The organism is Vibrio sp. Vb0667, from assembly GCF_033391095.1.
Genome location: NZ_JAWPOL010000005.1, coordinates 86,032 through 100,938 on the forward strand (window position 1 = coordinate 86,032; position 14,907 = coordinate 100,938).

Sequence of the window (14,907 nt, forward strand, 5' to 3'; positions counted from 1 at the left end):
TAGCGGTTTTTGTGTTTTCTTAACAGGTTGATGGCAATTTCTCATCAGATAGAAAAAAGATAAAATTCATCGACCGATGCTGCTACGCACCCTTTTGTCGCACTTGGATCAACCGCTGCCGAGACACTTAGCGCCAATTTTAGATTGCTAGGTGTGAAACCACTAGAGCATCAGGTACATCCAATACGACATATTTCAGTAGCTCGATACAGGACACCATTTATGGCCACGATAAAAGACGTTGCTCGCTTAGCCGGCGTTTCCACTACGACAGTTTCGCACGTTATCAATAAAACGCGTTTCGTTGCAGAAGCAACGCAAGAAAAAGTAATGAAAGCCGTTGACGAGCTGAATTACGCGCCAAGTGCCGTTGCACGCAGCCTAAAATGCAACTCAACTCGTACGATTGGCATGTTAGTAACTCAATCAACTAACCTATTTTTCTCAGAAGTGATTGATGGCGTTGAGAGCTACTGTTACCGCCAAGGCTATACTCTGATTTTATGTAACACAGGCGGGATTTACGAAAAACAACGCGATTACATTCGTATGCTGGCTGAAAAGCGCGTTGATGGCATCCTTGTGATGTGTTCTGACTTAACCGAAGAACTAAAAGAGATGCTTGACCGTCATGCGGACATTCCTAAAGTGGTCATGGATTGGGGCCCAGAGAGCTCACAAGCAGACAAGATCATGGATAACTCAGAAGAAGGTGGCTACATTGCAACCAAACATCTGATTGACAATGGTCATACGGATATCGCTTGTCTAAGCGGTCATTTTGAAAAGCTTGCTTGCCAAGAGCGCATTGCAGGTTTCCGTCGCGCAATGAGCGAAGCGAACCTAGCTGTAAATGAAGACTGGATCCTTGAAGGTAACTTTGAATGTGATACGGCCGTATTAGTTGCAGATAAAATTACCGCAATGGACAAGCGCCCGACGGCGGTATTCTGTTTTAACGACACAATGGCTCTAGGCCTAATGAGCCGCTTGCAACAAAACGGGATCAAAATTCCTGAAGATATTTCAGTGATCGGCTACGACAACATCGAGCTTGCGGAATACTTCTCTCCACCGCTAACGACTATCCACCAACCTAAACGTCGTGTTGGTAAAAATGCATTCGAAATTCTACTTGAGCGTATCAAAGATAAAGAACACGAAAAACGAATTTTCGAAATGCAACCTGAGCTTGTAATTCGAAATACTGTGAAAAAAATGAACTAAATTTCACTGTATTTAACCGTGTTAAATAAGCGCTCTACAGGGGCGCTTATTTTTTTGGGAAAATTAAGCATTCTCTAATACTTCACACTGCTCTAATAACAATTGACTAACGTTAACTCCCTGTTTTATATAAATGTAATATATATTAAGAACTCCTTTTCAAAGGCCAATTTGCACCTTTCCATATGCAAAATAGAGCATTCAATCTATCATTTTTATTGAACCAAAATCACACTTTTAACGCTAAACCGTGATGTTAATTCAATATAAGAAGTATGCTCATTGTGTCACGCACAGGGCAAACCATTCGAAAGAGTGGGACGCAAAGCCTCCGGCCTGAACCATATTACGATATGGAAGGTAGCGGGGTTACCGATGGCAAGTGTGTAAGCAATGACTTTACTCTGTAATGACATTGTTTTTACGCATGTTTGCTACTCTCTCGGACCTGACTTTTGGTGGCGTAATATTAATTACACCGAGATAACAAAACATGGATAAACCGATACTCAAAGACTCTATGAAGCTATTTGAGGCACTTGGTAATATCAAGTCGCGCTCAATGTTTGGTGGCTTCGGACTATTCGCTGATGAAACAATGTTTGCACTAGTGGTAAACAATCAGCTTCATATCAGAGCAGACCAAAAAACTTCATCTGACTTCGAGAAACAAGGGCTAAAGCCTTACGTTTATAAAAAACGTGGCTTCCCAGTCGTTACAAAGTACTACGCTATTTCCAGCGATTTATGGGAATCAAGCGAACGCTTAATCGAAGTAGCGAATCAATCATTGAAAAAGGCAAAGCTTGAGAAAGAACAGCAAGCAAGTACAAAGCCTAACCGTTTGAAAGATTTGCCTAACTTACGACTGGCTACCGAGCGCATGCTAAAAAAAGCCGGCATCGAATCCGTAGAGAAGCTTGAAGAGGAAGGTGCGCTTAACGCCTATAAAGCGATAAGAGATACGCACTCTGCAACCGTCAACATTGAGTTGCTATGGGCACTAGAAGGTGCTATCAACGGCACTCATTGGAGTGTGGTACCTCAAGCTCGCCGAGATGAGTTGATGAACGGCCTCCAATAAAAGTCGGCCTAAAAACTATCTTGTAAAACCGCAGTCTAATCTGCGGTTTTTTTGTGAAATTTTTTCGGTTTTCCTACTGTCTTATTACATATATCCCAAATTGGAATCAAAATTATGAATAAGAAACTGATTTTAGGTCTCATCCTACTAGCGGCTATCGTCTTTTTAGGTATTAACTTTGGCCAGTATTTAACCTTAGAGAATGCAAAAGCCCAACAAGAAGCACTAACTACATACATCGATCAGAATTTTGTATTCTCGGCTGCGATTTACTTTTTTACCTACATTGCAATTACCGCTTTTTCTATCCCAGGAGCGGCAGTAGTCACCTTACTTGGTGCAGCCTTATTTGGTTTTTGGACAAGCTTGCTACTGGTTTCTTTCGCTAGCACTATGGGGGCAACACTGGCCTTCTTGAGCAGCCGATACTTATTGCGTGACTGGGTACAAAACAAATTCGGAAATAAACTCAACGCAATTAATCAAGGTGTCGAAAAAGACGGAGCTTTTTATCTATTTTCCTTGCGTCTAATCCCTGTATTCCCTTTCTTTCTAATCAACTTACTGATGGGCTTAACGCCGATGTCTGTAGGTAGATTTTATCTCACTAGCCAAATAGGTATGCTGCCAGGCACAGCCGTATATCTGAATGCAGGTACTCAATTAGCAACAATTGAAAGCCTATCGGGCATTGTTTCACCCGCAGTATTAGCGTCTTTTGCGCTATTGGGACTATTTCCAATCATCACTAAATGGGTTATGAATAAAGTAAGGCCGACACCAAGTCAGCAAAACTCGTAATTGGTGAAGTGGGTATTTTGATGAAAATATTTATCGCTAAAAACCCAGCAGAAGCACACATTGTATGTGAGCTGCTTAAAGTGGAACAAATTTACTGTGAAGTTCGCGGAGAAGGTATTTTCGGCTTAAAAGGAGAACTGCCGTTTGGTGATGATACCGATCCTTATGTGTGGCTTTTTGACACTGCACAAAAGATGAAAGCTGAAGAAATAGTAAAAGCATATCGAAAACAATCCGATAGGCATGAGTATCAAGATTGGCAATGCCCAAAATGTCATGAAATAAACGAAGGGCAATTTGGTGCATGTTGGCAATGTGGATATCAACTAGGAGAGCTATAGCGGCTCTCCTATTCAGTGGATGCACTCAGTTTTAAGCACATACAGCTTGCTGTTTAATAAACTCGATGGAGTGTTGATTGAAGTCTTCTGGACGCTCTACATTGCATACATGACCACAATTCGGGATTTCTCGTAGAATGCTGAGCTTATGCGCTGCAACCATTTCTTTGACAGGTTTAATAAACATGTAATCCCTGTCGCCCATTAAGTAAAGAGTCGGAATGGGTAACTCTCGATCTTTAAAATATTTCATTAACGGATTTACATCAGCGGCAAGAATAAACCAACGTTTAAATTCTTTTTGGCAAAGCTTCTTGGCTTCGCGAATAAAAAGGTGGCGAGATTCTCGTTGGCTTCTTTGAGGCATAACAATATAAGCGAACAGTTTGTAGAGCCACATGTACGGTAGGATATGCTTACAAAAACTACCTAATTTCACCAATATCTGAGAACGAGTGTTAAGCCTTGTGACAGCACCGCCGAGCACCATCGAACGTACGCGCTCTGATGACAATTCAGCAAGGTTTCGAACAATAATAGTACCAAGCGACATACCGACAAAATGAGCGGATTGGATCTTTAAATGGTCCAATACTTTCAAAATATCTTGGGTAACTTCCGTAAAGGTATAACGGCTAGCAATGAGCTCTTTAAGTAACTGATTTGACTTTCCATGACCTCTTAAATCGATCAGCAATAAGTTAAAGTGTTGCTTGTAAGCTTTAATTTGCTTGAACCAGATAGAAGAGCTACCACCAGCACCGTGCACAAATACAACCCACTCATTACTAGTAGGGTGCAAATAGGTTTTATGAAAAAGTAGCGGCTGGGTCATATTGAGTATCAAAAAGATCGTGCTATTGAGTAAAAAGCCATCCTACCACACTCCCCTTACTCAAGATAATAAAGGCACCTCATTAGGTGCCTTTCGTTACAATTTTAAGTCAAACTAACGCTGAGTGGTAAAGCTGCAAATAAGATTCTGCGGCCTTTTGCCAACAAAAGTCTCGTTGCATCGCGTGCAACTGTACTTTATTCACTTCAGGCTCGTTTTGAGCGTAGAGCAACAGTGCCCTTAGCATCGTTAACAACAATGCCTGCGGTGTCGGTTCGAAAAAAACAAACCCCGTTGCTTCAGATGGGTTTACATCATAATCGCTAACGCTGTCCTTTAAGCCACCAACACCGCGTACTATCGGTAATGTCCCATAAGCCATACTATAGATTTGGTTTAAGCCACATGGTTCAAACTCAGAAGGCATCAAGAAGAAATCAGAACCAGCTTCAACGATATGCGCAAGTTCATTGTCATACGCTTCTACAAAGGCAAATTTGCTAGAAAACTGCGCGGCAACCTCTCGTAACTGAGCGGCAAGAACAGGGTCTCCGGTCCCAACGACAACTAGCTGAACATCGTGCTTTAAAAAATCGGCCAAAGCAGGCAACAAGTAATGAACGCCTTTCTGCTGGGTCAACCGACAAACCATACCGAACATAGCTACATTTTTTTCGGGCAAATTTAGTCGTTGTTGTAATGCTTTTTTACAAGCTTTCTTCCCTTGCGACATACTTTGCTGGTCGGCGCAGTAATTAACCGGCAAGTAGGTATCAGTTTCCGGATTCCAAGCACTGTAATCACAACCATTCAAGATGCCGACTAAGTCCTGCGCGCGTTGCTGAAACTCCCAAGCCATGCCGTGACTGCCAAGCTCTGTTTTTAGTTCCTCTGCGTACGTAGGGCTAACCGCGTTTATCTTATCTGCATTCATTACACCAGCTTTAAGCATCGTAATATGCGTTGCACTCACCGCAGCATCGGGAACGTTTCTACAATGAAACTCTGGCAAACACTGCACGTCTTCATAACTAAATACGCCTTTAAAGACCGCATTGTGAATTGAAATGACGCTTTTAGTATGAGCAAAAAACGGATCATTGCCATACCTGTGCTTGAGCAAAAATGGAACAAGACCTGTGTGCCAATCGTTCGCGTGTATGATATTAGGTTGAAAGGCGAGCTTGGGTAACATATCGAGACATGCTGCACTAAAAAACGCAAAGCGCTCGCCGTTATCAGTATACGCTTGGTTGTTCTCCGCATACATTGATGGTCGATTGAAATACGGCGGACAATCAATCAGGTAAACAGGATTTTGACCTAATATGAGCCGCAAAACTCGATACTCCGTATGCGGCCATGATGTTAATTCTGTTTCTAATACAACTTCTGCGTCTGCGAGTTTATCAATACTGCTGTACGCAGGGATGGTAATTCTTACGTCTTGCTGTAGGTTTTGAAGGGCTTCCGGTAGTGCCTTGGCAACATCTGCCAAGCCACCACTTTTAATGAGGCCTTCAACCTCAGAAGCTACAAACAGAATAGATAAGTTGTTAGTAGCCAACTCGAGCTCCTTTCGGAATAACAACAATGCCCTCCTCAGACACGTGGAAGTGTTTTTTATCTTCTTGAAGATTCACACCAATCTGAGTACCAGGAGCAATATCGGCATCCTTGTCGACAATCACACGACGTAAAACACATCCTTCGCCAATTTTTACGTCACCAAGAAGTATACATTCGCTGATATCGCAAGCAGAAGCAATATTACTGCGAAAACCAAGCACCGACTTTTCGATTCTTGAGCCTCTAACATAGCTGCCATTACACACTAAACTATCGATTATCTGCACACGACCATTATCAGAGTCGGTAAATGTCGCAGGTGGCAATGGTGGGTAGTAGGTATGCAATGGCCATTTACGGTTGTACAGCGAAAATGGTGCATCTTTTTCTAGCAGATCCATATGCGCTTGCCAGTACGCATCAATAGTTCCGACATCACGCCAGTACACCTCTTCTTTTTCGCCACTGATTTTGTTGGTACTGAAGTCATACACGAACACATCACCTCTAGGGAACATCTTTGGAATGATGTCCTTTCCAAAATCATGTGATGAAGCTTCATTATCCGCATCTTCGACCAACTCTGAGAACAGTACCTGAGCTTCAAAAACATAGTTACCCATTGAAACTAAAGCGTAATCAGGGTCACCAGGAATCGACTTCGGATTTGCTGGTTTTTCTTCAAAGCCAATCATACGGCCTTCGCTATCCACTTCGATAACCCCAAATTGCGACGCCTCTTTTAGTGGCATGCGCAATGCAGATACCGTCAGAGAAGCCTGTTTTTCTGAGTGGAAGTTCAGCATTTGTTTGATATCCATCTTATAGATATGGTCAGAGCCAAAAATACAAACTTGCTCTGGTTCCTCTAACTCCATAAAACGCAGGTTTTGATAGATCGCGTCCGCCGTCCCTTCGTACCAACGTTTACCAGTACGCATTTGAGCGGGAATAGGATCGATAAAGCGGTCTGTAATGCCGTTGATGTTCCACCCCTTTTTTAAGTGATGGAATAAAGATTGAGATTTAAATTGGGTTAGGACGTAAATGCGCATCAGATCCGCATTAACAAAATTGTTTAGAGCAAAATCGATCAATCGATAACTACCACCAAACGGTACCGAAGGTTTACTGCGAGATTCCGTTAAAGGTCTCAAACGAGAGCCTTCACCGCCAGCAAGAATCATTCCCAAAACACCAGCCATTTGTTGTTCTCCATATCGTTATAGCTTGGATTTGGTACTCGCTTGAATGAGTCATACTCGGGGAGTCAAGCGAATACATTTAGCAACCGTCTCTGAGTTTCTGTGAACTCTTACAACACGGATAAAAAAGCTACGGCACTTCCAGTATGCAACGTCCACTCTTTCCTTATTTTTTGACGCAAACAATGCACACAGTTGCACTAATTTTTGTAATAAATTATCTAAGCGGGTTCTAAATTACAATTTTTAATACGCCATTCTGTGTACCATACAGCTCTTGCGTACTCAAGACGATATCTAGATCACACATGGAAAAGCAAACGATTACATTGTGAAAACAATTTACGAACGGATTCACTACACCGCCGATTTTTTAGCCCAATGTATAACAAATATGTGAATGCAAAATGAAAGTTACAACGAATATTTTTTACATAAAAAATACATCAGCGACTACGAAATATTGATACTGGGATCTTCTCGCGTCAGCAAAACTCAGTCAAAGCAGCAAAGATCTATACGAACAACACAGTGGCCTTTACGCAAAAACAAAACGCAAAAAAGGCAGCGATATCGCTGCCTTTTTACATTACTTAGATCGTACGCTTTTATGCTTTCGCTTTTTTACGCTTATCAGTGACTTCCCACTTACCGTCAACAAAGAGCGCTGTCCAACCAGATGGTTTGCCATTCTCTTCCGAACGAACGTAGTTCTCTTTTGTTTTGCGACTAAAGCGTACAACTGCAGGACGACCATCAGGATCTTCTTGCGGTGCGGTCGCTAGGTATTTGAACTTCTCAGGTAAACGCTCTTCAAAACGTGCCAGTTCAGCAACCAAAGGAGCACGTGTCTCGCGCGATTTCGGGAAGTTGCTTGCCGCCATAAATAGACCTGAAGCACCATCACGAAGTACGAAATACGCATCTGAGTTTTCACATGGCAACTCGGGGAAATGAACAGGATCTTCTTTCGGGGGCGCGACTTCGCCATTCTTCAAGATCTTACGAGTGTTCTTGCACGTTTCGCTCGTACAATCCATGTATTTACCAAAGCGACCGTTCTTAAGCACCATATCAGAGCCACATTTGTCACATTCAACAACTGGACCATCGTAGCCTTTTACTTTGAACTCGCCGTATTCAACAAGGTAGCCTTCACAGTTCGGGTTATTACCACAAACATGCATCTTACGCTTGTCATCAATCAGGTATGCGTCCATCGCTGTTTCACAGATCGGACAACGCTTTTTAGCACGAAGAGCTGCGGTTTCAACGTCTTCTTCTAGAACGTTAATAATACCTTCTTCGTCACCCAAGTTGATGGTTGTCTTACACCGCTCTTTTGGTGGTAACGCGTAACCTGAACAGCCTAAGAACACACCTGTCGAAGCAGTACGGATGCCCATTGGACGGCTACACGTCGGACACTCGATATCCGTCATGACGATGTGGTTTAACTTCATACCGCCTTCTGACTCATCCAGCTCCGCTTTTTCAAGATCGCCAGTAAAATCAGCAAAGAAGTTGTCTAACACAGCTTTCCAGTTCACTTCACCTTCAGCGATTTGGTCCAATTTCTGTTCCATACGCGCAGTAAAGTCGTAGTTCATCAAATCGTTAAAGCTGTCATCAAGGCGGTCAGTAACAATTTCACCCATTTTTTCAGCGTAGAAACGGCGCTGATCAACTTTCACGTAGCCACGATCTTGAATCGTAGAAATGATCGATGCGTAAGTCGACGGACGACCAATACCTCGTTTCTCCAGCTCTTTAACCAGTGCTGCTTCAGTGTAGCGCGCAGGTGGCTTTGTAAAGTGCTGTTTAGGGTCAAGTGACTCTAAGCTTAGCTTATCGCCAAGTTGTACCGCAGGAAGGATTGTATCCTCGTTTTTGCCCATTGGACGCTGTACACGAGTCCAGCCGTCAAATTTAAGGATACGGCCTTTCGCTTTAAGCGTGTATTCTGCCGCTTTTACACTGATGGTTGTTGAATCGTATTCTGCTGGCGTCATTTGACACGCTACAAACTGATTCCAAATCAAAGCGTAAAGTTTGTGCGCATCAGCATCGACACCTTGCAGGTCTTCCGCCTTAACACCCACATTTGAAGGACGGATCGCTTCGTGCGCTTCCTGTGCCCCTTCTTTGCTACCGTACGTCAATGGTTTCGCTGGCAGGTACTTATCACCAAACTCAGAACCAATAAAGTCACGTACAGCGTCCACAGCCTCGGCACTTAGGTTAGTCGAGTCAGTACGCATGTAAGTGATGTAACCGGCCTCATAGAGGCGCTGAGCTAGCATCATGGTCTTTTTCACGCCGTAGCCCAGACGTGTACTCGCTGCCTGTTGAAGCGTAGAGGTGATGTAAGGTGCAGAAGGCTTGCTCTTTGTAGGACGGTCTTCACGCTTACATACTTCGTAACTTGCATTCTCAAGTACAGACATCGCTGCTTTGGTTTCTGCCTCATTAACTGGCTTAAACGCAGAACCGTCTTTCTGCGCAACAAGCAGTTTAAAGTCCGCTTTGTCTTTCGTTTTCGTATTCGCATGAATGTCCCAGAATTCTTCTGGTACAAACGCGTTAATCTCACGCTCACGCTCAACTAACAATTTCACCGCAACAGACTGCACTCGACCAGCAGATAAGCCACGAGCCACTTTTTTCCAAAGTAAAGGTGAAACCATAAAACCAACGACACGGTCCATGAAGCGACGTGCTTGTTGGGCATTTACACCATCCATGTTCAGCTCGCCAGGTGTCTGGAAAGCTTGTTGGATCGCGTTTTTCGTAATTTCGTTAAAAACTACACGTTTGTATCGCTCTTCATCGCCACCGATGATCTCACGAAGGTGCCATGCGATTGCTTCCCCTTCGCGGTCCAAATCGGTTGCGAGATAAACGCAATCTGCGTCTTTGGCGAGTTTTTGTAGTTCGTTGACAACTTTTTCTTTGCCTGGAAGGATTTGGTAATTCGCTTCCCAGTCATGATATGGGTTAATCCCCATTTTTTTGATCAACGCTTTGCGGTCTTTCTCTTTTTTAACGCGCGCTTTCTCGTCCGGACTCATCCCTTTAGTTGAGATGGCTGCGGCTTTTTTCTCACCAGTGCTTTGACCGGCCGTAGGCAGATCACGCACATGACCAACACTAGACTTAACAATAAAGTCTTTACCAAGGTACTTATTTATCGTCTTTGCCTTGGCTGGTGACTCCACTATAACGAGTGATTTACCCATAACTGACTCTAACGTCCTTCATAATAATGCGGGTAGAAACCTTGTTTAAAGGCCACCCGCATAATGTTCTATTTCATTGCTTCTTTTTTTACTATTGTGCGAGATGAAAAGAAGATCAACTGCTTTTTTGAAATTCAGATCCGATTGGTTGACAATTCATCGTCTTTATACTTCAAAGAGACAGGGTTCTGAAAGGTATTGAGCGGCATATCTAAACAGGCAAACTTAGCATCCGCTAATCCAATGCAATAAATTTTGTTACCCATCACAAAATAGTTTGGTTCAATGCTCTGCCATCTTCCTCCGCATCATGCTTATACTCTAAAAATTGATCTGTTTAGTCTTACTGAACGATTGACTGAATTAATCATGCAAACCCATTTTAGTTGTAGGTATACTCAGCATTCTTAACTAAATAGAATGGTAGAAAGAATATGTCTGATAGAACGTTTATCGAAGAGTTCGACCTTCTTTTGATCGCTAACCAAATCATCCAAGAGCACGATGATTACATCGAGGGAATGCGAGCAACAAGTGTAGAAGAAAAAGAAGGTGTTTTAGTTTTTAAAGGTGAATACTTCCTTGATGACAAAGGTTTACCAACTTCAAATACGACTGCAGTATTCAATATGTTCAAATACTTAGCGCATCACCTTTCTAAGGAATTTACGCTGGTTAAATAGTATTGGGAAACAAAAAAGCCAGAGTGTTATTCACTCTGGCTTTCCTGTTTTAGGTCAGAATATTTAGCAGCTTAAAGCCTTAAGTTTGTCGAAGTAGTCAGGGAACGTTTTCGACGTACACTTTGGATCGTTAATCGTCACAGGCGTATCACTAAGTGCCACCAGCGAAAAACACATCGCCATTCGATGATCATCGTAAGTATCAATCGCAGCATGCTTTAACTGAGAGACAGGTTTGACGATGATGTAGTCTTCCCCTTCTTCCACTTCCGCACCGACTTTACGTAACTCAGTCGCCATAGCTGACAAACGGTCTGTTTCTTTTACACGCCAGTTATAAACGTTACGAATAGCGGTAGTGCCTTCGGCAAATAGCGCTGTTGTCGCGATGGTCATTGCAGCATCAGGGATATGGTTGTAATCCATATCGATGCCTTTCAATTGACCAACACGTGAAATTACGTAGTCATCACCCCATTCAATTTCTGCACCCATTTTTTCAAGCGCATCAGCAAATTGAATATCACCTTGAATGCTGTTTTTACCGATACCCGTTACTTTAACTTCTCCACCTTTGATGGCTGCCGCCGCCAAGAAGTAAGAAGCAGAAGACGCGTCACCTTCAACCAAGAAATCACCTGGAGCGATGTATTGCTGACCGGCTGGAATCACAAACTCTTGATAGTCGTTGTTGATCACATCGACCCCAAACTGCTTCATAATATGCAGGGTGATATCGATATAAGGCTTAGAAACCAAATCGCCTTCGATGTTGATGCGAATTTCACCTTCAGCCAATGGCGCAGACATTAAGAAAGCGGTCAAGAACTGACTTGAAATGGACCCATCGATAGAAACTGTACCTGCTTTTAGGCCAGTACCAATTATTTTGAGAGGTGGAAAGTTCTCGTTTTCCATGTACTCAACGTTCGCACCAGCATCTTTCAGTGCCGTGACAAGGTGACCAATTGGACGCTCTTTCATACGAGGTTCGCCCGTCAGTACATACTCCCCTTCTCCAAGACAAAGAGCCGCAGCTAATGGTCGCATCGCAGTGCCAGCATTGCCGAGAAATAATTCTACTGGTTCTGAGACAGAAAACGGACGCCCAAGGCCTTCAACGAGACATTCTGTTTTATCTTCGGAAAGTTGGTATTGAACGCCTAGTTTAGTCAGCGCATTCAGCATATGACGAATATCATCACTGTCGAGGAGATTAGTAAGGCGAGTTCTGCCTTTAGCAAGAGCAGCAAGTAAAAGAGCTCGATTAGAAACGCTTTTAGAGCCAGGAAGGTTCACTTCCCCTTGAATTTTATTGATAGGTTGTAACGTTAGGCTTTCCATTAAAAGTTGATAATCCTTTGTGCCCTCAACATACGATTTTTTATGAGGGCTAAACAATTCTTCGTGAATTCAGACTACCCAAAAAAACACGACAAAACCAGAGTAAATCGGCGCTAATTTATGAATATCCTCAAGCAGCCTAAAGATACAGAATTAAAGGCATTGCCAGCGATGTAAATAAGAGCGAAAGAAGTACGGCGAAACAGCAAACTATTTCGACTTTATTTGACGATAAGCCAGCCCGACTGTACATGCCTGATTAAGCTTCGTTAGGCTAAAACAACCTAGGGTTAATAAGTGATATCAACCCTGACTCCATCATCAAAATATAAGATACGAACTTCATCCCCTCGACTAAATAACATATTTTTATCAACATCTTGGATGACATTAATTAGCTTATCACCCTTCACTTTGATGAGTAGCTCAACTAACTTATATTCAACCGTGTATTGGTAATTACTTTGGTTTTGAGCAACTGCGGCACCTGCAAGCGCACCCACTGCCGTCGCGACTTCTCTTCCCGTACCGCCACCAAATTGATTACCGACTAAACCACCGATAGTGGCACCAAGTAGTGTCTTCCAACCGTTACTTTTCGATTGAACAACCTCTTGTTGAGTAATATAACGGACAGAGTCAATCTTCCCGTAAACTACTTCATTAACTGGCTTGGCAACATTTCTTTCATAGGCTGCGTTGGCGACAAGTGGTAAAAACAGTATGATCCCAAGCCATACTTTTACGATATTTCTTAACCAGGTCATCATAAACTCCTCTGACTCCAATGTTGGTAACGACTTCTTATGGCTATTTATTTAACTGAACTCGATGAAACGTTCAACTTTCCCTCACCCTATAAAGCACTCAGCGACCCCAATGGTTTGCTGGCTTTTGGTGGTGACTTAAACCCCATGAGAATCCTCAATGGTTACTATCAAGGCATTTTCCCTTGGTATGGTCCTGGTGAACCTATTTTATGGTGGAGCCCTTCTCCGCGCGCTGTGTTTGACCCATTGCAGTTTAAGCCATCTAAAAGTCTCAAAAAATTTCAGCGTAAACATAACTATAAAGTAACACTCAATTTCGCGACAGAAGAAGTGATTAGACTATGTTCTTCAACACGCCCTGTAGAGGAAACATGGCTCAACGAGGAAATGCAAGCTTCCTACATTGAGTTAGCCAAACTTGGTCACTGTCACTCTGTAGAAGTATGGCATGACAACAACCTGATTGGCGGACTATATGGCATCTGCGTGGGCCAACTTTTTTGCGGAGAGTCGATGTTTAGTCTAAAAGATAACGCATCCAAAATTGCATTGTGGTACTTATGCAACCATTTGGCGTCAAAGCAAGGTCAATTAATCGATTGCCAAGTTATGAATTCTCACTTGGCATCACTTGGCGCATTTGAACTTGAGCGTGACGAATTTATGCAAAAACTACTATCTTTAAGAGAAAAGCAAACACTATTTGATGCCTATCAGCCCCAAGTTTTGCAGGATTCAGTATGAGTACGGATATACAACATATTCGAATAGGGTTGACGAATAATCACCCTTGTAGTTATTTGCCTGAACGGCAAGAGCGGGTTGCGGTGGCGCTTGATGAAAGGCTGCATACTGAAGAAAATTACCAGTTGCTCATAGCTAACGGTTTTCGTCGTAGCGGAGATACCATATATAAACCGCATTGCGAGCATTGCACCGCTTGCCAGCCAATTCGAGTCTCGATTCCAGACGTTAGACTATCAAAAAGTCAGAAGAGGCTGCTTAATAAAGCACAGTCTTTACGCTGGGAAATGAAACCTGAAATGGATGAGGAATGGTTTGAGCTTTACAGTCGGTACATCTGCAAACGGCATAAAAACGGCACTATGTACCCACCAAAGCGTGATGAGTTTGCTCGATTTGCTCAAACCAGCTGGCTGACAACGTCGTTTTTACACATTTACGATGAATCAGATCAATTGCTCGCCATTGCAGTGACAGATTTGATGCCACAATGCTCGAGTGCTTTTTATACTTTCTTTGACCCTGACTACGAGTTATCTCTTGGCACGTTAGCAGTGCTTTATCAAATTAAATACTGCCAAGAAAACAAACAACAGTGGCTATATTTGGGATATCAGATTGATGAGTGCCCAGCAATGAGCTACAAAACACGCTTTCAACGCCACCAAAGGCTAGTAAATCAGCGTTGGCGAGGGTAGAATACGCCTCAACTTTACATAATTACTATTTAGCGGCAGAATATAGCCCGCTAATATTGCCTAATTTCTAAAGAGGATTAAATGGCTAAAGAAGACGTAATCGAGATGCAAGGCACAGTCCTTGACACTCTACCAAACACTATGTTCCGTGTTGAACTTGAAAACGGTCACGTTGTGACTGCTCACATCTCTGGCAAGATGCGTAAGAACTACATCCGTATCCTAACGGGTGACAAAGTAACTGTAGAGATGACTCCATACGACCTGTCAAAAGGCCGCATCGTCTTCCGCGCTCGTTAATCTCTGATTTTCGGATGCAATAAAAAACGGAGCAAGCTGCTCCGTTTTTTATTGCACAATTTTTTCC

The 14,907-nt window shown here is 42.9% G+C and carries 14 protein-coding genes and 1 riboswitch; of the genes, 8 read left to right on the forward strand and 6 right to left on the reverse strand.

Translation table 11 applies throughout. The annotated features are described in order from the left end of the window. Positions 1-222 precede the first annotated feature (222 nt). The 4 genes from purR to R8269_RS08455 all read left to right on the forward strand — a co-directional run bounded on the left by purR (position 223) and on the right by R8269_RS08455 (position 3,453). Entirely contained in the window at positions 223-1,227 is a 1,005-nt protein-coding gene (gene purR / locus R8269_RS08440) for an HTH-type transcriptional repressor PurR (RefSeq protein WP_005378368.1), read from the forward strand. Between the two features lie 287 nt (positions 1,228-1,514). Beyond that, a riboswitch (cyclic di-GMP riboswitch) is annotated at positions 1,515-1,604 on the forward strand. 116 nt (positions 1,605-1,720) lie between these two features. After that, positions 1,721-2,311: a TfoX/Sxy family DNA transformation protein gene (locus R8269_RS08445; RefSeq protein ID WP_005378367.1), complete on the forward strand. Its 591-nt coding sequence runs from the start codon at positions 1,721-1,723 to the stop codon at positions 2,309-2,311. A 114-nt stretch (positions 2,312-2,425) separates the two neighbouring features. Further along, positions 2,426-3,112, forward strand: a complete 687-nt coding sequence (locus R8269_RS08450) for a TVP38/TMEM64 family protein (RefSeq protein ID WP_005378366.1) — start codon at positions 2,426-2,428, stop codon at positions 3,110-3,112. Positions 3,113-3,132: 20 nt separating this feature from the next. Further along, positions 3,133-3,453: a DUF2007 domain-containing protein gene (locus R8269_RS08455; RefSeq protein WP_017820033.1), complete on the forward strand. Its 321-nt coding sequence runs from the start codon at positions 3,133-3,135 to the stop codon at positions 3,451-3,453. Between the two features lie 31 nt (positions 3,454-3,484). On the opposite strand, the gene R8269_RS08460 is transcribed toward R8269_RS08455, so the two are convergent. The 4 genes from R8269_RS08460 to topA form a co-directional block, all read right to left on the reverse strand. Then, a complete protein-coding gene (locus tag R8269_RS08460) occupies positions 3,485-4,288 on the reverse strand; it encodes an alpha/beta fold hydrolase (protein WP_053303237.1) in 804 nt (267 codons plus the stop codon). Positions 4,289-4,397: 109 nt separating this feature from the next. Continuing rightward, positions 4,398-5,855 carry a glycogen synthase GlgA gene (gene glgA, locus R8269_RS08465; protein ID WP_318222507.1) on the reverse strand — a complete coding sequence of 486 codons (1,458 nt, stop codon included), beginning with the start codon at positions 5,853-5,855 and terminating at the stop codon, positions 4,398-4,400. Then, on the reverse strand, positions 5,845-7,062 hold the full coding sequence (gene glgC / locus R8269_RS08470) for a glucose-1-phosphate adenylyltransferase (protein WP_017634726.1): 1,218 nt from the start codon (positions 7,060-7,062) through the stop codon (positions 5,845-5,847). Before glgC ends, glgA begins: the two co-directional genes overlap by 11 nt. 608 nt (positions 7,063-7,670) lie before the next feature. Then, positions 7,671-10,301: a type I DNA topoisomerase gene (gene topA, locus R8269_RS08475; protein WP_213965357.1), complete on the reverse strand. Its 2,631-nt coding sequence runs from the start codon at positions 10,299-10,301 to the stop codon at positions 7,671-7,673. A gap of 434 nt (positions 10,302-10,735) precedes the next feature. On the opposite strand from topA, the gene R8269_RS08480 reads away from it, so the two are divergent. Further along, positions 10,736-10,984, forward strand: a complete 249-nt coding sequence (locus tag R8269_RS08480; RefSeq protein WP_005387884.1) for a YciN family protein — start codon at positions 10,736-10,738, stop codon at positions 10,982-10,984. Between the two features lie 63 nt (positions 10,985-11,047). On the opposite strand, the gene aroA is transcribed toward R8269_RS08480, so the two are convergent. After that, positions 11,048-12,328 (reverse strand): 3-phosphoshikimate 1-carboxyvinyltransferase, encoded by a 1,281-nt coding sequence (aroA, locus tag R8269_RS08485; protein ID WP_005387883.1) that lies wholly within the window; start codon positions 12,326-12,328, stop codon positions 11,048-11,050. Positions 12,329-12,618: 290 nt separating this feature from the next. Next, a complete protein-coding gene (locus R8269_RS08490; protein WP_005378348.1) occupies positions 12,619-13,095 on the reverse strand; it encodes a glycine zipper 2TM domain-containing protein in 477 nt (158 codons plus the stop codon). 39 nt (positions 13,096-13,134) lie between these two features. Here R8269_RS08490 and aat point away from each other — a divergent pair, with 39 nt between their 5' ends. The 3 genes from aat (at position 13,135) to infA (ending at position 14,840) form a co-directional block, all read left to right on the forward strand. Then, the gene (gene aat / locus R8269_RS08495) at positions 13,135-13,842 is read left to right on the forward strand and encodes a leucyl/phenylalanyl-tRNA--protein transferase (protein ID WP_182038218.1); all 708 of its coding nucleotides are present in this window, start codon (positions 13,135-13,137) and stop codon (positions 13,840-13,842) included. Continuing rightward, on the forward strand, positions 13,839-14,540 hold the full coding sequence (locus R8269_RS08500) for an arginyltransferase (RefSeq protein ID WP_213965358.1): 702 nt from the start codon (positions 13,839-13,841) through the stop codon (positions 14,538-14,540). Before aat ends, R8269_RS08500 begins: the two co-directional genes overlap by 4 nt. Before the next feature lie 81 nt (positions 14,541-14,621). Next, complete coding sequence (gene infA, locus R8269_RS08505) at positions 14,622-14,840, forward strand: translation initiation factor IF-1 (protein WP_001040192.1); 219 nt, start codon at positions 14,622-14,624, stop codon at positions 14,838-14,840. The last annotated feature ends 67 nt before the right edge of the window (positions 14,841-14,907 follow it).

What these genes read in the sequence shown, in the direction of transcription:
- purR (WP_005378368.1), top strand. Translation starts at nt 223, where the DNA reads ATGGCCACGATAAAAGACGTTGCTCGCTTAGCCGGCGTTTCCACTACG.
- R8269_RS08445 (WP_005378367.1), top strand. Translation starts at nt 1,721, where the DNA reads ATGGATAAACCGATACTCAAAGACTCTATGAAGCTATTTGAGGCACTT.
- R8269_RS08450 (WP_005378366.1), top strand. Translation starts at nt 2,426, where the DNA reads ATGAATAAGAAACTGATTTTAGGTCTCATCCTACTAGCGGCTATCGTC.
- R8269_RS08455 (WP_017820033.1), top strand. Translation starts at nt 3,133, where the DNA reads ATGAAAATATTTATCGCTAAAAACCCAGCAGAAGCACACATTGTATGT.
- R8269_RS08460 (WP_053303237.1), bottom strand. Translation starts at nt 4,288, where the DNA reads ATGACCCAGCCGCTACTTTTTCATAAAACCTATTTGCACCCTACTAGT.
- glgC (WP_017634726.1), bottom strand. Translation starts at nt 7,062, where the DNA reads ATGGCTGGTGTTTTGGGAATGATTCTTGCTGGCGGTGAAGGCTCTCGT.
- topA (WP_213965357.1), bottom strand. Translation starts at nt 10,301, where the DNA reads ATGGGTAAATCACTCGTTATAGTGGAGTCACCAGCCAAGGCAAAGACG.
- R8269_RS08480 (WP_005387884.1), top strand. Translation starts at nt 10,736, where the DNA reads ATGTCTGATAGAACGTTTATCGAAGAGTTCGACCTTCTTTTGATCGCT.
- aroA (WP_005387883.1), bottom strand. Translation starts at nt 12,328, where the DNA reads ATGGAAAGCCTAACGTTACAACCTATCAATAAAATTCAAGGGGAAGTG.
- R8269_RS08490 (WP_005378348.1), bottom strand. Translation starts at nt 13,095, where the DNA reads ATGACCTGGTTAAGAAATATCGTAAAAGTATGGCTTGGGATCATACTG.
- aat (WP_182038218.1), top strand. Translation starts at nt 13,135, where the DNA reads ATGGCTATTTATTTAACTGAACTCGATGAAACGTTCAACTTTCCCTCA.
- R8269_RS08500 (WP_213965358.1), top strand. Translation starts at nt 13,839, where the DNA reads ATGAGTACGGATATACAACATATTCGAATAGGGTTGACGAATAATCAC.
- infA (WP_001040192.1), top strand. Translation starts at nt 14,622, where the DNA reads ATGGCTAAAGAAGACGTAATCGAGATGCAAGGCACAGTCCTTGACACT.